The organism is Pseudomonas arabinosi (genome assembly GCF_047758675.1).
Lineage (GTDB): Bacteria > Pseudomonadota > Gammaproteobacteria > Pseudomonadales > Pseudomonadaceae > Aquipseudomonas > Aquipseudomonas arabinosi.
The window spans coordinates 1,480,559-1,498,367 of record NZ_CP180480.1 but is presented as its reverse complement, the minus strand read 5'-3'; the positions used below and the strand labels follow the sequence as shown (position 1 = coordinate 1,498,367).

Annotated in this window: 16 protein-coding genes; 12 read left to right on the top strand and 4 right to left on the bottom strand. The window is 59.6% G+C overall.

Going from position 1 to position 17,809, the window contains the following annotated elements:
* Positions 1 to 108: 108 nt before the first annotated feature.
* Positions 109 to 1,236 carry an NAD(P)/FAD-dependent oxidoreductase gene (locus ACMXYJ_RS06900; RefSeq protein ID WP_415759222.1) on the top strand — a complete coding sequence of 376 codons (1,128 nt, stop codon included), beginning with the start codon at positions 109 to 111 and terminating at the stop codon, positions 1,234 to 1,236.
* Between the two features lie 91 nt (positions 1,237 to 1,327).
* Positions 1,328 to 1,984: a helix-turn-helix transcriptional regulator gene (locus tag ACMXYJ_RS06895; RefSeq protein WP_129441407.1), complete on the top strand. Its 657-nt coding sequence runs from the start codon at positions 1,328 to 1,330 to the stop codon at positions 1,982 to 1,984.
* 87 nt (positions 1,985 to 2,071) lie between these two features.
* On the opposite strand, the gene hmpA is transcribed toward ACMXYJ_RS06895, so the two are convergent.
* On the bottom strand, positions 2,072 to 3,253 hold the full coding sequence (gene hmpA / locus ACMXYJ_RS06890) for an NO-inducible flavohemoprotein (protein WP_415759221.1): 1,182 nt from the start codon (positions 3,251 to 3,253) through the stop codon (positions 2,072 to 2,074).
* Positions 3,254 to 3,409: 156 nt separating this feature from the next.
* On the opposite strand from hmpA, the gene norR reads away from it, so the two are divergent.
* The 5 genes from norR to ACMXYJ_RS06865 all read left to right on the top strand — a co-directional run bounded on the left by norR (position 3,410) and on the right by ACMXYJ_RS06865 (position 7,805).
* Positions 3,410 to 4,960 carry a nitric oxide reductase transcriptional regulator NorR gene (gene norR, locus ACMXYJ_RS06885; protein WP_415759220.1) on the top strand — a complete coding sequence of 517 codons (1,551 nt, stop codon included), beginning with the start codon at positions 3,410 to 3,412 and terminating at the stop codon, positions 4,958 to 4,960.
* Between the two features lie 217 nt (positions 4,961 to 5,177).
* Entirely contained in the window at positions 5,178 to 6,080 is a 903-nt protein-coding gene (locus ACMXYJ_RS06880; RefSeq protein WP_415759219.1) for a chemotaxis protein CheV, read from the top strand.
* A gap of 27 nt (positions 6,081 to 6,107) precedes the next feature.
* Entirely contained in the window at positions 6,108 to 6,566 is a 459-nt protein-coding gene (locus ACMXYJ_RS06875; RefSeq protein ID WP_415760688.1) for a GNAT family N-acetyltransferase, read from the top strand.
* A 79-nt stretch (positions 6,567 to 6,645) separates the two neighbouring features.
* On the top strand, positions 6,646 to 6,972 hold the full coding sequence (locus ACMXYJ_RS06870; protein WP_415759218.1) for a hypothetical protein: 327 nt from the start codon (positions 6,646 to 6,648) through the stop codon (positions 6,970 to 6,972).
* 83 nt (positions 6,973 to 7,055) lie between these two features.
* Positions 7,056 to 7,805 carry a YkgJ family cysteine cluster protein gene (locus tag ACMXYJ_RS06865; protein ID WP_415759217.1) on the top strand — a complete coding sequence of 250 codons (750 nt, stop codon included), beginning with the start codon at positions 7,056 to 7,058 and terminating at the stop codon, positions 7,803 to 7,805.
* Positions 7,806 to 7,865: 60 nt separating this feature from the next.
* On the opposite strand, the gene ACMXYJ_RS06860 is transcribed toward ACMXYJ_RS06865, so the two are convergent.
* Positions 7,866 to 9,005, bottom strand: coding sequence for a transporter substrate-binding domain-containing protein (locus ACMXYJ_RS06860; protein WP_415759216.1), 1,140 nt, complete (start codon positions 9,003 to 9,005; stop codon positions 7,866 to 7,868).
* Positions 9,006 to 9,147: 142 nt separating this feature from the next.
* The gene (locus ACMXYJ_RS06855) at positions 9,148 to 9,405 is read right to left on the bottom strand and encodes a hypothetical protein (RefSeq protein WP_415759215.1); all 258 of its coding nucleotides are present in this window, start codon (positions 9,403 to 9,405) and stop codon (positions 9,148 to 9,150) included.
* 214 nt (positions 9,406 to 9,619) lie between these two features.
* Here ACMXYJ_RS06855 and bla point away from each other — a divergent pair, with 214 nt between their 5' ends.
* Positions 9,620 to 10,486, top strand: a complete 867-nt coding sequence (gene bla, locus ACMXYJ_RS06850; protein ID WP_415759214.1) for a subclass B3 metallo-beta-lactamase — start codon at positions 9,620 to 9,622, stop codon at positions 10,484 to 10,486.
* 68 nt (positions 10,487 to 10,554) lie between these two features.
* Here bla and ACMXYJ_RS06845 read toward each other — a convergent pair whose 3' ends face one another.
* Entirely contained in the window at positions 10,555 to 11,118 is a 564-nt protein-coding gene (locus ACMXYJ_RS06845; RefSeq protein ID WP_415759213.1) for a RidA family protein, read from the bottom strand.
* A 352-nt stretch (positions 11,119 to 11,470) separates the two neighbouring features.
* On the opposite strand from ACMXYJ_RS06845, the gene ACMXYJ_RS06840 reads away from it, so the two are divergent.
* The 4 genes from ACMXYJ_RS06840 to ACMXYJ_RS06825 are packed head-to-tail and all read left to right on the top strand — an operon-like array spanning position 11,471 to position 17,797.
* Positions 11,471 to 12,631 carry an efflux RND transporter periplasmic adaptor subunit gene (locus ACMXYJ_RS06840; RefSeq protein WP_415759212.1) on the top strand — a complete coding sequence of 387 codons (1,161 nt, stop codon included), beginning with the start codon at positions 11,471 to 11,473 and terminating at the stop codon, positions 12,629 to 12,631.
* Positions 12,628 to 15,729: a multidrug efflux RND transporter permease subunit gene (locus tag ACMXYJ_RS06835; RefSeq protein WP_415759211.1), complete on the top strand. Its 3,102-nt coding sequence runs from the start codon at positions 12,628 to 12,630 to the stop codon at positions 15,727 to 15,729. The genes ACMXYJ_RS06840 and ACMXYJ_RS06835 overlap by 4 nt, the downstream gene beginning before the upstream one ends.
* A gap of 9 nt (positions 15,730 to 15,738) precedes the next feature.
* The gene (locus ACMXYJ_RS06830; protein ID WP_415759210.1) at positions 15,739 to 16,416 is read left to right on the top strand and encodes a heavy metal response regulator transcription factor; all 678 of its coding nucleotides are present in this window, start codon (positions 15,739 to 15,741) and stop codon (positions 16,414 to 16,416) included.
* A complete protein-coding gene (locus tag ACMXYJ_RS06825; protein WP_415759209.1) occupies positions 16,406 to 17,797 on the top strand; it encodes a heavy metal sensor histidine kinase in 1,392 nt (463 codons plus the stop codon). The genes ACMXYJ_RS06830 and ACMXYJ_RS06825 overlap by 11 nt, the downstream gene beginning before the upstream one ends.
* Positions 17,798 to 17,809 lie beyond the last annotated feature (12 nt).

Genomic DNA, 17,809 nt, shown 5'->3' with positions numbered 1-17,809 from the left:
TGATCTTGCCTATAAAAGCAAAGTCAAAAGATCGCAGCCTCGTTCCACTCGTCAGCTCCTACAAGGGATCTCTACAATTTTGGCATTTGCGCCCATCAGGAGACGTTCATGAGCCAGGCAGATTTCATCATCATCGGCGGCGGGATTGCCGGTGCTTCCACCGGATTCTGGTTGTCGCAGCACGCCCGAGTAATCGTGCTCGAACGCGAGTCCCATCCGGCTTACCACTCCACCGGACGTTCAGCCGCACTGTTCACCGCCGCCTACGGTACGCCTCAAGTTCGGGCGCTGACCCAGGCTAGCCGCGACTTCTTCGACGCGCCCCCATCCGGTTTCTGCGAACACCCGCTGCTGACCCCGCGTGGCGAGATGACCGTGGACTTCACCGGTGACCCGGCCGAACTGAACAATCAATACCTGAGTGCCAAAGCCACGGTGCCGGAGATGCAACTGCTCAGCGCCGACGAGGCCTGCGCGCGCCTGCCGATTCTGCGCCGGGAAAAAGTCCATGGTGCGATTTACGACCCGACCGCCAGCGACATCGACACCGATGCCTTGCACCAGGGTTACCTGCGCGGTATCCGACGCAATAAAGGCGAAGTTCATACCGACAGCGAAGTCCTGAGCCTGACCCGCGACGCCGAAGGTGTGTGGCACGTGCAAACCAGCGGTCAGACCTTCAGCGCCCCGATCATCATCAACGCGGCAGGCGCCTGGGCCGACAAAATCGGCGAGCTGGCCGGTGCCAAACCTCTGGGCCTGCAACCCAAGCGCCGTGCGGCGTTCATCTTCGCCGGCCCCGAGGGCGTGGACATCCACCATTGGCCAATGCTGGTCAGCCTCGATGAATCCTTCTACATGAAGCCCGACGCCGGAATGTTCCTCGGCTCGCCAGCCAACGCCGACCCGGTGGAACCACACGACGTGCAGCCTGAAGAGTTGGACATTGCGATGGGCATCTACCAGATCGAAGAAGCCACCACCCTGACCATCCGCCGTCCGACCCGCACCTGGGCCGGCTTGCGCAGTTTCGTGAGCGACGGTGATTTGTTGTCGGGGTTCGATCCGCAGGTACCGGGGTTATTCTGGGTGGCGGCACAAGGCGGTTATGGCATTCAGACCTCGCCGGCCATGGGCCAGGCCAGCGCTGCACTGGTACGCGGCGAAGCCTTGCCCGAGCAACTGACTCGCTTCGGCCTGAACCCCCAAATGCTCTCCCCTACGCGACTGGGCTGACTTTCGGACGCAGGTGACGTGTCGACACGATTGCGGCAAACTTCCAGCGCCTTTTTTTACGGGGCGCTGATGCTGTCTGGAGCTCCACTTTATGAACGCCCAAGAACAAGAACCAGCCGGTGATGACTCTGCATTGAAGAGCTCGCCGCTGGACAACTTCCGCGCGATCGCCGATGCCATCGCCACGTTGTTCTTTCCTCACGCCGAGGTGGTGCTGCACGATCTGCGTACGCAGAAGGTCGACTACATCGCCAACAACCTGTCCAAACGGGAAATCGGTGACGACTCGGCGCTGGAGGACATGCTCAGCGACGATATCAGCGAACGAAACATCGGGCCGTACGAAAAGCTCAATTGGGATGGCCAGAAGATTCGCAGCCTGAGCAGTGTGCTGCGCGACAGTGAAGGTCATCCACTGGCGGTGCTGTGCATTAATCTGAATATTTCGTTGTTCGAAAATGCCAAGGCCGCTCTGGATCTGTTCCTGTCGCCGAGCAAGTTGATTCCGCAACCGGACTCGCTGTTTCGCGATGACTGGCAGGAGCGGATCAACACTTTCCTCCACGCCTGGCTGCGCGAACGTCAGCTAAGCCTGAACCTGCTGACCCGTGACCATAAGCGCGAACTGGTGCTGGCACTGCACGCCGAAGGCGCCTTCAAAGGCAAAAGCGCCTCCAACTATGTGGCGAACGTGCTGAACATGGGGCGGGCGACGGTGTACAAACATTTGAAAGAATTGAAGGGCTGATACGTATTTGTAGGAGCCAGGCTTGCCGGCGAAGGCGATCTCGAATACGCCTTCGCCGGCAAGCCCGGCTCCTAGAGGTTTTGCGTACTATTCCAATGCCGAAGCCGGCCCGAAGAATTCGTAACGGCTTTGCTTCTCCGGTACACCCAACGCTTTGAGGTGGCGCTTGACCGCCGCCATGAAGCCTTTAGGCCCGAGGAAGTAAGCATCCAGGTCACGTTGCTGCGGCAACCACTCGCCCAGTTGCTCCTGGCTCAACAGGCCAACCTTGTGCGCCGCCGGGCTCACGCCATCATCTTCGTCGTAGCAATAGAAGCGTTTGAGTTGCGGATGACGCTCAGCCAAGCCATCGATCCAGTCGCGGAAAGCATGAACGCTACCGTTACGCGCACAGTGGATAAAGTGCACCGGCCGTTCGGTCGCCAGCGCCGCTTCGAGCATTGCCAGGGTCGGAGTGATGCCGACGCCGCCGCTGATCAGCACCAGCGGTTTATCGCTGTCGGTCAGGGTGAACTCGCCCGATGGCGGGAACAGCTGGATGCTGGAGCCCACATGCAGTTGATCGTGCAAATGGTTGGAGGCGCGGCCACCGGTTTCACGTTTGACGCTGATCCGGTACTGGCCCTTGTTGGCCAAGGCCGACAGCGAATAGTTACGACGAATCTCTTCGCCATCAAGGATCAGTTTCATGCCAATGTACTGGCCCGGCTCTGCCGCCAGGATCGGGCCTTTGTCCGCAGGTTCGAAGTAGAACGAGATGATTTCCGCACTCTCCTCGACCTTCGATACCACGATGAATTCCCGCGCCCCGCGCCAGCCGCCCGGTGCCTGTTCCTTTTGGTCGTAGATGCTGGTTTCGGCACCGATCAGGATGTCGGCCAATTGACCGTAAGCAGCCCCCCAGGCGGCCATCACTTCAGGGGTGGCAATCTCGTCGCCCAGCACTTCGGAGATGGCTCGCAGCAGGCAGGTACCGACAATCGGGTAATGTTCCGGGAGAATTTGCAGGGCGACGTGCTTGTTGATGATCTTGGCCACCAGGTCGCCCAACTGGTCGAGCTGGTCAATGTGCCGCGCATACATCAAGACACCGTTTGCCAGAGCTCGCGGCTGATCACCGCTGGCCTGGTGGGCCTGATTGAACATCGGGCGAACTTCCGGATACTCGGAAAGCATCATGCGGTAGAAATGAGTGATCAATGCTTCGCCACCGCTTTCCAGCAAGGGCACGGTGGATTTGACGATTGCACGGTCTAGAACGCTAAGCATAAGGCGACTCCTGATCTACTTGGATTGCTAACTGACTGCCTTGTACTTATCAGTTTTCGTGCCAAAAAATAAAACCTTTAAAATCAACTAGTTAGATTATTTATAGTCATATCGACACACCCTGACTTATAGTCATACCGACTACATGGAGTCACTATGACTGCAAAAGCCTTGCTCACCACCCTGCTGCCACTGGTCGCCGACCTGTCCCGCGAACTCCCCGAAGGCGAGCGTTATCGGCGCTTGCTCGAAGCCATGCGCGCCCTGCTCCCCTGCGATGCCGCCGCACTGCTGCGCCTCGATGGCGAATGGCTGGTGCCACTGGCCGTCGACGGGTTGAGTACCGACACCCTCGGCCGACGCTTCAAAGTCAGCGAACACCCGCGTTTTGAAGCGCTGCTCAGCAGCCACGGTCCGACCCGTTTCGCCGCCGACAGCGACTTGCCCGACCCTTACGACGGCCTGGTCGATGGCCTCGACGATCATCTGGAAGTCCACGACTGCATGGGTTGCCCGCTGTTTATCGACGAACGTCCGTGGGGTTTGCTGACCCTCGACGCACTCGATCCAGAGCGCTTCGAACCGATCGAACTGGACGCCCTGGAAGCCTTCGCCAGCCTCGCCGCCGCCACGGTCAACGCCGCCGAGCGCATCGAACGCCTGGCCAATCGTGTCGAAGACGAACATCAGCGTGCCGAGGTTTACCGACAAGCCAGCGGCCAGCAAAACCGCGAGATGATTGGCCAGAGCAAGGCCCACAAACGGCTGGTGGAAGAAATCAATCTGGTGGGCGGCAGTGATCTGACTGTGCTGATCACCGGCGAAACCGGGGTCGGCAAGGAACTGGTCGCCCAAGCCATCCACGCCGCATCGCCCCGGGCCGACAAGCCGATCATCAGCCTCAACTGCGCCGCGCTGCCGGACACGCTGGTGGAGAGCGAATTGTTCGGCCACGTCCGCGGCGCCTTCACCGGCGCGATGAACGATCGGCGCGGCAAGTTTGAACTGGCCAATGGCGGTACGCTGTTTCTCGATGAAGTCGGTGAGCTGTCCCTGACCGTCCAGGCCAAATTATTGCGAGTGTTGCAAAGCGGTCAATTGCAGCGATTGGGGTCGGATAAAGAACATCAGGTGGACGTACGGCTGATCGCCGCGACCAACCGCGACCTGGCCGAGGAAGTGCGCAGCGGCCGCTACCGTGCCGACTTCTATCACCGCCTGAGCGTTTATCCGTTGCTGGTGCCAGCACTGCGTGACCGTGGGCGGGATGTGCTGCTGCTCAGCGGCTACTTCCTGGAGCAAAACCGCTCTCGCATGGGCCTCAACAGCCTGCGTCTGAACAGCGATGCACAAGCTGCACTGCTGGCGTATGCATGGCCGGGCAATGTGCGGGAGCTGGAGCACTTGATTGGCCGCAGTGCCTTGAAGGCGCTGGGCAACTGCAAGGAGCGGCCGAAGATTCTCAGCTTGAGTGCGGCGGATCTGGATTTGCCCACTGGCAGGGTTGAGCTTGCAACCGAACCCGCCCCCATCAGCCCTGCGGCTTTGGTCTCGGGAGACTTGCGGGCGGCGACCGAGGATTATCAGCGTCGACTGATCGACGCCTGTCTGGAACGGCACCATAACAATTGGGCGAGTGCCGCGCGTGAGCTAGGCTTGGATCGGGCGAATCTTGGGCGAATGGCCAAACGCCTCGGCATGAAGTGAAGGCCCCATCGTCGGAACGCCGCCCGGAGCAAGCTCGCTCCCACAGGGGAATGCATTCCAATGTGGGAGCGAGCTTGCTCCGGGCGGCGTTCCGACGATGGCGTCATACCATTCACCTGAATTGCTAAAGCCTGTACGCAACAAGTCGATAACCCGGCATCGATAGCTGTTGGCGATCTTCGCGGTCGCCCATCACCTTTTTCCACAGAAGGTTTTTATGTCTTCAAACAAAGCCCGCGCAGATTCACTTTCGCTTCTGCTGTTTACCTTGCGCAGCGGCAAGCTGATGGCGATCAACCTGCTGAAAGTCAGTGAAATCATTCCATGCCCGCCGCTGACCAAGCTGCCGGAGTCGCACCCCCACGTCAAAGGCATCGCCACCCTGCGCGGTGCCTCGTTGTCGGTGATCGACCTCAGCCGCGCCATCGGCGAACGGCCGCTGGAAGACCCGAACGGTGGCTGTCTGATCGTCACCGATGTCAGCCGCTCCAAGCAAGGTTTGCACGTTCAAGCCGTGAGCAAAATCGTCCACTGCCTGACCACCGACATCCGTCCGCCGCCCTTTGGCTCTGGCGGTGTGCGTTCGTACATCACAGGCGTAACCTCGGTCGACGGCACATTGGTACAGGTACTGGACATCGAAAAAGTCATCCATGGCATCGCCCCGGCCCAGATCGAAACGGCCCCGACCGAACTGAGCATGGAAGACGCCGAAGTGCTCGGTAACGCGCGGATTCTGGTGGTCGATGACAGCCAGGTGGCGTTGCAGCAATCGGTGCATACCCTGCGCAACCTCGGCCTGCAATGCCACACCGCCCGCAGCGCCAAGGAAGCCATTGACTGCCTGTTGGACCTGCAAGGCACGGCCCAGCAGATCAACCTGATCGTCTCGGACATCGAAATGTCCGAAATGGACGGCTACGCCTTCACCCGCACCTTGCGTGAAACTCCGGACTTTTCGCACCTTTATGTTCTGCTGCACACCTCTTTGGACAGTGCGATGAACAGCGAAAAGGCCCGTCTTGCCGGCGCGAACGCGGTGTTGACCAAGTTCTCCTCGCCAGAACTGACCAAGTGCCTGATCGAAGCAGCCAAGGCTGTCGCTGAACAAGGTTATTGAGGCTTGAGCAAGGACTTCTGCTTTCTGATGCGGCGCAACCTTGCTGAAGGTGTGCCCGCGATCACGTGGCCTCAGGGAATCACCCTCAGCGACTACCGCCCCGAACTGTCAGTAGCCGTTCATCGTCTGATGGAGCTCGGTTTTCAGCAAGGTGGCGGTCGCGTGCCGGCACTGGACGTCTGGCAACAGCGTTTTGAAACCGATCCTGAATATGATCCGAGCCTGTGCTTTATCGCTCTGGATGCCGAAGGTATCGTCGGCGTATGCCAGTGCTGGACCAGCGCCTATATCAAAAACCTGGTGGTGCATCCACGGGCTCAGGGGCAAGGATTAGGACGCGCGTTGCTGCTACATGCTTTCAAGATATTTCAGCAACGACGCGAAGGTTTTGTGGATCTGAAGGTGCTGGAAGACAACCTACGGGCGCAGCGTTTGTATGAAAACGCCGGAATGCGTGTGATCCGCCGGGAACCGGTTCCGGCCTGACTGTGGCGAGGGGGCCGACACATTCAACCTGAAACCATCAGGCATACTCCAACCTTGCCCCCCAAGGATGCCCGACCCCATGAAAGCAGCAAGCCTAACCCTCCTCTGCCTCGCCGCTCTCGCCTCCCAGGCCCACGCCTCCAGCTCCGACGCCTGGGCTGCTTACGATAAAGCCGTGCTCGCCAGTTGCACCAAGGCCAGTGGTTTGACGAATGCCAAACCCGTGGGCAACGCCGCGCAGTTCGATGACCGGGTTGGCTACACCGCACTTCTGTTGCAAGGCCAATACCCGCAAAAACACATGAAAGGCCAACAAGGCACCGAACTGTGTCTCTACAACAAGAAAAGCAAAACCGCTTACATCACCGAATGGGACTCCATCCGCCCCACCGCCAAGGCGCAGTGACTGGCGCATAACTTGCTTCGATAGCGGCCTGTGCGGCGGCATTCTGTCGCCGTTTCATGTCCTTTTATGCGACTGGCCGTTCAATGAATACGACGTTTTCCTGCGTAGGCTGTGGCAAATGCTGCAACGACCACCACGTGCCCCTGACCCTGCCCGAAGCCCGGATGTGGGCGGCCGATGGCGGTCAGGTGATTGTGTTGGTGGAAGGTTTCCTGGGCAATGGCCTGGGGCTGCCGACACAGCAACGCGAACACGCCGAACGCCGTTCGGTGAGGGTTCGAAGCGGCGCTTGCGAGGCGTACATAGCCATCACCATTGCCGCCTACAACGTCGGTCCTTGCCGGAATCTTGACGAAGACAACCTCTGCCGCATCTACGAACGCCGGCCGCTGGTGTGCCGCATCTACCCGATGGAAATCAATCCGCACATCCCCCTGAACATTGCCGTAAAGGAATGTCCGCCCGAATCGTGGGAAAAAGGACCGGATCTGATTGTGGGTGGTGAATTGGTGGATCAGGAACTGGTCGGATTAATCCAGCGCTCCCGTCAGGCGGATCGCGATGACATTCGGGCCAAGGATGCGATTTGTGCGTTGTTGGGGATTCGGACTACGGCACTGAAGGGCGATGGCTTTACTGCTTATCTGCCGGACATGACGGCGTTTACGAGAGTCATCGACCAGGTTGCGACGCAGCCTGTGGCCGGGTCAGGCGCTGACTGGTTGTTTCATGTGTCGGGCGAGGACATTGCCGGGCAAGTGCAGGCGGCCGGGGCGCACGTGGCGACTGATGCTCCCGAGAATTACGCGTTCATTTCGTTGCGGGCCGCCTAAGACGAAAGACTTCGGACCTACTGCGCAATCCCGTCGCGCAGTGGCTCGTCGTCAAAACAGTTAACTGGCCGTCACCGCCAGACATTCCACTTCTACCCTCGCGTTCTCGACCAACTTGCCGGCAAACGTCGTACGTGCGGGCAAACGATCCGCCGGAAAGAAACTGCGATACACAGCACTCATGGCGGAAAAATCCCTTATGTCGGCAAGGATGACCGTGCATTTGGCCACTTGAGCCAGGGACGAACCGTTGCGTTGCAGCGCGGTACGCAAGTTCTCCATGGCCTGGGTCGTCTGCGGGCCCACGCCGCCCTTCACCAGCTCACCATCAGCTCCGAGGCCGATCACCCCGGAAAAGTAAAGGGTTTCGCCGACCTGCACCGCATCGGAGAATGGCAGACCTTCCTCATTCGGAAAGTAGCGTGGTGAGTCTGGTGCTGCGGGTGGCAAATAACGCTGGGTAATCGCCTGGTACTGGCCATTTTGCTTAAGACGCTCAAGTGCCGCATTCAGGTTATCGCGCAGCAGGGTGTCGGTTTTTCGCACAGCCATGGCCACGCCACTGCCCAGCATGGAGTCCTTGAGAGGGGCACCGGCGAACTCGAAAGCTTGCCCTTGGGGCAGGCTTGATAACACTTGGGTAATTTCAATGGAGTCTTGCAGGGTTGCATCGATATCCCCCGCCAGCAGGCTATCGACCAATTGATTGTTGAGAGCGAAACTGCGAATCGTCACTCCGGCCGGGGCCCAACGGGCCTTGGCGAACGCTTCGCGGCTGGTGCCTGTCAGTACGCCGACACGCTTGCCCTTGAGCGATTGCACATCCGGTTGAAGATTAGCCCCTTTGCGCGCCACCAGACGGCTGCTCAGGGGGTAAAGATTATCGGTGAAATCGACCCGCTCTCGACGCGCCGGTGTTGCCGTCATCGGCATGATCACGTCAAAAAGGTTGGATTCGAGGGCGTGAATGTTGGTCGCGTAATCCTGATCAACCCAGACACAGCGGGATTTGAGTTCGCCACACAGTGCATTGCCCAACTCGATATTCAATCCGACCAGCTCACCCTCGTCGTTACGACTCTCGAACGGTGGAACCAGGGCTTCGACACCGAAACGGATCTGCGGCTCGGGCACAAACGACATGCAGCCGGTGGTTAGGGCCACCAGCGAAAGGAGAGAGAGGGTTTTTACAAGAGGCATTTTGGCGGCCTTCATCAAAAATTCAGGGGTATGAATCTTTGACGAGTAGCCGCCGACTTTCCCAGAGGACGAATCGCTCATCCTTGTGGGAACTGTCTCAATGACAGGAAGAACAATTACCGCTCAACAAAATGCCTGACAGTCACCGTTTACCCATAGTGCGCCGAGTGCCAGGAGGCGCTGCCCCCGGCGTCTTGGTGTGGCCATTCTTGGCGCCATTCTTGTACCAAGGCTGGCTGGCGTTCTTCGCACCAGCCAACTCACCCGGTTTGAACGGGAACTTGAACGCCGGGATCGCGGCCTTGGTTTCGCTGTCTGCGCTGGAGTCGACGCTGTCTGGCAGGTCTGCCTGGCCGTCGCTCAAAGCGTCGGCAACCGGCGGTTGGGTCGGGGAAGTCATGAAAGCTCCGGGGGATGCCATAGAGTCGGGCCCGGTCAGCGAGCCGCGAAAGGCGGCAGTATACCTGTGTCGGAAGCAGCAAGCTTCAAGCCGCAAGCGAGTCCGTCGGGTTTAGTGGGAGGGGGCCAAATTCTTGTAACACTAATGGAGGAGGTGTCACTTCTTCTCGCTGCTACGATCGGAGCCCCCGCTACCTGCTGAAAAAGGACTTCCCATGCGCCGTATCAACAGCCTCGCGATCACCCTGCTGCTGTCGCCTCTCACCGCCTTGGCCGATAACACGCCCCTTGCCCAGTTGAAAGCGTACGAGGTGCCCCCTGTCTGGCTAACACCGATTGCGCCAGTCAAAATCAGCGACAACGTCTGGCAAATAGGCACTGCGAGCCTGACCGTACTGCTGGTCAAAACCAAAGACGGCGCGGTACTGATCGACGGGGGGATGCCGCAACAGGCAAACCTGATCCTCGACAACATCAAACGCGTGGGAATGGATCCGACGGATGTGCGCTTCATCCTCCACAGTCATGCCCACACCGATCACGCCGGTCCGCTAGCCGATTTGCGACAGGCCACCGGCGCCACGCTGGTGAGCAACGCCGAATCTGCCGTGCTGCTGCAACGCGGCGGCGCGGGCGACTTGCATTTTGGCGATGCCATTACCTTCGCTCCGGTGCACACCGACCGCTTGGTACAGGACGGCGAGTCCATCAGACTGGGCGACATGGACTTCACCGTACACTTCACCCCAGGCCATACACCGGGCAGCATGAGCTGGACCTGGACGGACACGCGCGAAGGCAAACCGCTGCGCATCGCCTATGTCGACAGTCTTAGTGCACCCGGCTACAAGCTTGCCAACAATTCGAGCTATCCCCGGCTGATAGAGGCATTCCGACAAAGCTTCACGACAATTCGTAGCCTGCCCTGCGACCTACTGCTGACTCCGCACGCCGAGGGCAGCGGCTGGGACTATTCCAATACCACCGCCCCTCACCGTGCACCGCTGACCTGCGCCGCCTATGCGGATACGGCGGAGCGCAATCTTGATCAACAGCTGAAGCAACAATCCGCGACCCACTGATCACATGTCCGGCATCGGTGCAGTGACTACCGGAACGGGACATGCATCAGCGTGACAGGCATGACCATTCAAGAGCGCAGCTCGGTCTGATTGACGTAGGCCTTACACTCGATTTCCACCAAGGCATTGGCTGCCAGGCGGGACGCTTCGAAGGCAGTTCGCGCGGGCAAACGACCTTCGGGAAAATACTGAATGTAGACCGCGTTGACCTCCGGCAGCGTCTGGATATCCGTCACAATCACCGTGCACTGCAAGACGTGTCCCAGTGATGAGCCATTTCGAGCCAATACGTCCCGAAGTCGTCCCATCACGGCATGCGTCTGAGCCGAGACATCTCCAACAATGCGCCCATCCGGACCGCTGCCCAACAATCCCGACAGGTACAGGACGTTGCCTGCACGCACGGCTGAGGATGCGGGCGCTCCTTTTCGTGCTGGCACATACTGTGGCGGTGAATCCGGCCCTGACAGGCCTGTCTGTTGGTCAGGTGAGTAATGGGCAGCATCGGCGTTCAACCGACGGCTATCGAAATTGCTGTCAGGGAACGAGGACGCTTTTATGTCTGCTGATGCCGTGAGACACGCGGCGCCCAGAAGTGCGCCAAACCGAATAGCCGAAAAAAAACGAGTCATGGAAAGCTCCTGGATGAAAGGGCTGAGAACTGGATTTGCACACGCAGACAGCAATAGGGCCTAGGTCAAAATCCGAGTGATCTCCCTAGCCTGCGTTACCCACTGGATCTCACCTTCTGTATGCGCGACACAATCAGCCGAAGACGAATACTTCGTGGGAAAAGACGCCGCAAGCCACCTCAGCCTGAAACTGCAGCCGTGCCATCGAGAACAATCCGCTTGCCCACAAAAATCAGAGACAAAACTGACAGCGCCGTCAGTTAGCAGTCACTTTCCTGACGGGCTAAGAGGTTTATAAAGGAAGGTATAAACCCGACAAAACTCCGACCACTTAGACCGGCGCCCCACTCGCATGCGAATTCAGAAAAAAAACGCCTTGATCGCAGGTCTGCTGATTGCCTTGGCAGCGCTGGGCACGTGGTACCTCACCAAACCCGCCACGGCAAAACTGGCCGCCCCGACCACCATCCCGGTGCGGGTCGTCAACGTCACCGAAAAAGATGTCCCCCGCTACGTCAGCGGCATCGGCTCGGTGCTGTCGCTGCACAGCGTGGTCGTGCGCCCGCAAATCGACGGTATCCTCACCAAAATCCTGGTCAAGGAAGGCCAACTGGTGAACAAAGGCGACCTGTTGGCCACCATCGACGACCGTTCGATCCGCGCCAGCCTCGATCAGGCCCGGGCGCAACTCGGTGAAAGCCAGGCGCAACTGCAAGTGGCGCAGGTCAACCTCAAGCGCTACAAGCTATTGAGTGTGGACGACGGCGTTTCCAAACAGACTTATGACCAGCAACAAGCCCTGGTCAACCAACTCAAAGCTACCGCCCAAGGTAACCAGGCCTCGATCGACGCTGCTCAGGTGCAGCTCTCCTACACACAGATTCGCTCCCCGGTGACCGGTCGCGTCGGTATTCGCACAGTGGACGAAGGCAACTTCCTGCGCATGACCGACGTTCAAGGCCTGTTCACGGTGACCCAGATCGACCCGATCGCCGTGGAGTTCTCCCTGCCACAGCAAATGCTGCCGACCCTGCAGGGTCTGATCGGCGACCCACAACGTGCAAAAGTGAAGGCCTACATTGGCGCCGACACTGACGGCGAAACCGGCAATCTGCTGGGCGAAGGTCATTTGACCCTGATCGACAACCAGATCAACGCCAACACCGGGACCATTCGCGCCAAAGCCGAATTCAACAACCCCGGGCAGAAACTCTGGCCGGGCCTGCTGGTGACGGTAAAAATTCAGACAGCACTGGATAAAGATGCGCTGGTGGTACCGCCCACCGTCGTACAACGCGGCCTCGATCAACATTTCGTGTACCGGGTCAACGGCGACAAGGTCGAAACCGTCACCGTACAAATGGTCTATCAAGGCAGCGGCCAGGACATCATCAAAGGCGTTAAACCGGGCGACGTGCTGGTCAGCGACGGCCAGTCGCGGCTCAAGCCCGGCTCGACGGTGCACGTAGTGACCGACCCGCCGCAAGTGGTCCAATCGGAGCCGAAACCATGAAGGGCCATGGCTCGGTCTCGGCCTGGTGCATCGACCATCCGGTTGCGACGATTCTACTGACCTTTGCGCTGGTGCTGCTCGGTGTCATCGCTTTCCCGCGCCTGCCCATCGCGCCATTGCCGGAAGCAGAATTTCCGACCATTCAGGTAGCCGCGCAATTGCCCGGGGCCAGTCCGGAAACCATGGCTTCATCGGTGGCCACACCGCTTGAAGTGCAATTCAGCGCCATCCCGGGCGTGACCCAGATGACCTCGAGCAGCGCACTGGGCTCAACCAACCTGACCCTGCAATTCACCCTCGACAAAAGCATCGACACCGCCGCTCAGGAAGTGCAGGCCGCGATCAACACCGCCGCCGGCAAACTGCCCAAAGACATGCCGACCTTGCCGACGTGGCGCAAGGTCAATCCGGCCGACAGCCCGGTACTGATCCTCAGCGTCAACTCGACCCAGATGCCCGGCACCGAACTCAGCGACCTGGTAGAAACCCTGCTCGCCCGTCAGATCAGTCAGATCGACGGTGTAGGCCAAATCAACATCACCGGCCAGCAACGTCCGGCGATCCGTGTACAGGCCTCGGCGGACAAACTCGCGGCCATCGGCCTGACGCTGGCGGACATTCGTCTGGCGATCCAGAACACCAGCCTCAACCTGGCCAAAGGGGCGTTGTACGGTGAGTCGAGCATCTCGACACTGTCGACCAACGACCAGTTGTTCCACCCTGAGGAATACAGTCAACTCATCGTTTCCTACAAGGACGGTGCCCCGGTTCACCTCAAGGATGTGGCGAAAGTCGTCAACGGTTCGGAAGATGCCTACGTGCAAGCCTGGGCCGGTGATAAACCTGGGGTGAACCTGGTGATTTCCCGGCAGCCGGGCGCCAACATCGTCGAAACCGTGGATCGCATCCAGGCCGCCCTGCCCGGCCTCGAAGCCATGCTGCCGGCATCGGTGCAGGTCAAGGTGCTGGTCGACCGCACCCAGACCATCCGCGCCTCCCTGCACGAAGTGGAAGTTACCCTGCTGATCGCGATCATGCTGGTGGTGGCGGTGATGGCGCTGTTCCTGCGCCAATGGTCGGCGACGCTGATCGTATCCGCCGTGCTCGGTGTGTCCCTGATCGCCAGTTTCGCCCTGATGTACATCATGGGTTTCAGCCTGAACAACCTGACGCTGGTGGCGATCGTGGTGGCCGTGGGGTTTGTGGTCGACGATGCGATTGTGGTGGTGGAGAACATTCACCGTCACCTTGAAGCTGGCGACGGCATGCGCGAGGCGGCGATCAAAGGTGCCGGCGAGATTGGTTTTACCGTGGTTTCCATCAGTTTCTCGCTGGTGGCGGCGTTTATTCCGTTGCTGTTCATGGGCGGCGTGGTCGGACGGCTGTTCAAGGAATTCGCCCTGACCGCCACTTCGACGATCATGATTTCGGTGGTGGTCTCGCTGACCTTGGCGCCGACGCTCGCCGCGCTGTTCATGCGTGCGCCGGTGCATCACGCCCACAGCAAACCTACGTTTGGCGAACGCTTGCTGACAGGCTATGAAAAACTTCTGCGCCGCGCCCTCGCCCACCAGAAGCTGATGATCGGGGTGTTCTGCCTGTCTCTGGGCCTGGCGATTGCCGGTTACATCTTTATTCCGAAGGGCTTCTTCCCGGTGCAAGACACCGGTTTCGTCCTCGGCACCACCGAAGCAGCCGCTGATATTTCCTACGGCGACATGGTGAAAAAACACCTCGCGATGGCCGAAATCGTCGCGGCGGATCCTGCGGTAGCGGCGTTTTCCCACTCGGTCGGCGTCGCTGGCAGTAACCAGACCATCGCCAACGGTCGCTTCTGGATCTCCCTGAAAAAACGCGGCGACCGCGACGTTTCCGCCAGTCAGTTCATTGACCGGATTCGTCCGCAACTGATGAAAGTCCCGGGCATCGTGCTGTACCTGCGCGCCGGGCAGGACATCAACCTCAGCTCCGGCCCGAGCCGCGCCCAGTACCAATACGTGCTCAAGAGCAACGACGGCACGACCCTCAGCACCTGGACCCAGCGCCTCACGGAAAAACTGCGCGCCAACCCGGCGTTCCGTGACATTTCCAATGACCTGCAACTGGGCGGCAGCATCACCCACATCAGCATCGATCGCAGCGCTGCCGCGCGTTTCGGCCTGACCGCCAGCGATGTCGACGAAGCGCTGTACGACGCCTTCGGTCAGCGCCAGATCAACGAATTCCAGACGCAGATCAACCAGTACAACGTGATTCTGGAACTGGACACCAAGCAGCGCGGCAAGGCCGAAAGCCTCAACTATTTCTATCTGCGCTCGCCGCTGAGCGGGGAAATGGTGCCGCTGTCGGCCCTGGCGAAATTCGATGCGCCGACCGTGGGTCCGCTGTCCATCGCCCATGACGGCATGTTCCCGGCCGCCAACCTGTCATTCAACCTGGCGCCCGGTGTGGCGTTGGGCGACGCGGTGATCATGCTCAACCAGGCCAAAGCTGAGATTGGCATGCCGGCGGCCATGAGCGGTAACTTCCAGGGCGCGGCCCAGGCGTTCCAGAGTTCGCTGGCCAGTCAGCCATGGCTGATCCTGGCGGCGCTGGTGGCGGTGTACATCATTCTCGGCGTGCTGTACGAAAGCTTCGTCCATCCGCTGACCATCATCTCAACGCTGCCGTCAGCGGGGCTCGGCGCGGTGATCATGCTGTGGATTTGCGGGCAGGACTTTTCGATCATGGCGCTGATCGGGCTGGTGTTGCTGATCGGGATCGTGAAGAAGAACGGCATCCTGATGATCGACTTCGCCCTCGAAGCGCAACGCAAGGGCGGCCTGCCGCCGGAAGAAGCGATCTACCAGGCCTGTATCACACGATTCCGGCCGATCATCATGACCACCCTCGCCGCCCTGCTCGGCGCGCTGCCATTGATGCTCGGCTACGGCACCGGCGCCGAATTGCGCCAGCCCTTGGGGATCGCGGTGGTCGGCGGTTTGCTGGTGAGCCAGGCGCTGACGTTGTTCACCACTCCGGTCATATACTTGTGGCTTGAGCGGCTATTTCATAGGCCCAAACCAGAGCCATTGCCGGCACTGGCGACTACAGACTGAGGCGGGGTCATGCGCGTTCTGATTATCGAAGACGAAGAAAAAACCGCGGACTATTTGCACCGCGGCCTGACGGAACAGGGTTACACCGTGGACCTGGCGCGCGACGGCGTTGAAGGCCTGCACCTGGCGCTGGAAAGCGACTACGCGGTGATCGTCCTCGACGTCATGCTGCCAGGCCTCGACGGCTTCGGCGTACTGCGCGCATTGCGTGCGCGCAAGCAAACCCCGGTGATCATGCTCACCGCCCGCGAGCGTGTGGAAGATCGCATTAAAGGCCTGCGCGACGGTGCCGACGATTACCTCGGCAAACCGTTTTCCTTTCTCGAACTGGTGGCGCGCCTGCAAGCGCTGACCCGTCGCAGCGGCGGTCACGAACCAGTGCAGGTGAGCATCGCCGACCTGTGGATAGACTTGATCAGCCGCAAAGCCACCCGCGCCGGCACGCGTCTGGACCTGACCGCCAAGGAGTTCTCGCTGCTGAGTGTACTGGCCCGCCGTGAGGGTGAAATCCTGTCGAAAACCGCCATCGCCGAAATGGTCTGGGACATCAATTTCGACAGCGACGCCAACGTGGTCGAAGTCGCGATCAAACGCTTGCGCGCCAAGCTCGACGGGCCGTTCGAAGAGAAACTGCTGCACACGATTCGTGGCATGGGTTATGTGTTGGAGAGCCGTGGTGTCCAGTAATTCTATTGCCCTGCGCCTCAGCGGGATGTTCACGCTGGTAGCGCTGCTGGTGTTTCTGTTGATCGGCTGGGCGCTGTATCAACAGGTCGATAAAGGTCTGGGTTTGTTGCCCGAGGCTGAATTGGACGCGCGCTACAGCGTGCTCGAATCCACCGTCGGCCGTTACGGCACACACGAGCATTGGGTGAAGATCAACAACAAGCTCAAGCTGCTCGGCGAAGAAGACAAGCGCATCAGTTTCTGGATCATCAGCGGTGATCCGCACTACGAATACGGCAACCTGACGCCGCAGATCCGCGCCTTTGCCGAAGGCCCGCTGGGCATGCGCGACATGCAAATGCCGGATCAGCCTTATCCACTGAAAGTGCTGGTCAGTCAGTTCCCGGCCAAGGATCAACGCCCACCGTTGCGCTTCATGATCGGCATCGACACCGAGACGTTTCTGCAGACTCAGCACCATTTGCTGATAGCCCTGATCAGCCTGGCGATCATCGGTGTATTACTGGCGTCGGCCCTCGGTTATTGGGTGGCCCGGATCGGCTTAAAACCGCTGATCAAGTTGTCCCAGGAAGCCCAGCGACTGGCCCCACCGCTGTTGTCCGGTCGCCTGCAATTGTCGCCGCTGCCGCCGGAACTGAATCAGTTCGTCAACTCGTTCAACTCGACACTGGAGCGAGTCGAACAGGCTTACTCGCGCCTTGAGTCGTTCAATGCGGATGTGGCCCATGAACTGCGCTCGCCCCTGACCAACCTGATCGGCCAGACCCAAGTCGCGCTGACCCGCGGGCGATCCGCCGAACACTATTTTGAAGTGCTGCAATCGAACCTTGAAGAGCTTGAGCGGCTGCGCTCGATCATCAATGACATGCTGTTTCTCGCCAGCGCGGATCAGGGCAGCAAAGCCACCAAACTTACGTCCACCTCGCTGGCCGATGAAGTGGCGACGACGCTGGAGTACCTGGATTTCATTCTTGAAGACGCTCAGGTTCAGGTGCAGGTCAGTGGTGACGCGCAAGTGCGGATCGAGATCGCTCATCTGCGCCGGGCGTTGATTAATCTGCTAAGCAATGCGGTGCAGCACACCGAGCCGGGCCAGGTGATTGAGGTGCGGATCGAAGTTGAGGAGCATCAGGTCAGCATCGGGGTTGCGAACCCTGGGTCACCGATTGCCAGCGAGCATTTGCCGCGGTTGTTTGAACGTTTTTATCGAGTCGATGCGTCGCGCAGCAACAGTGGCAACAGTGGCAACAGTGGCAACAGTGGCAACAACCATGGGCTGGGGCTGGCGATCGTCAAGGCGATTGCGCTGATGCACGGCGGGGATGTGTTTGTGCGCAGTGATCATGGGATGAATACGTTCGGTATCCACCTCCCCGTTTAACCCCGCCAAATG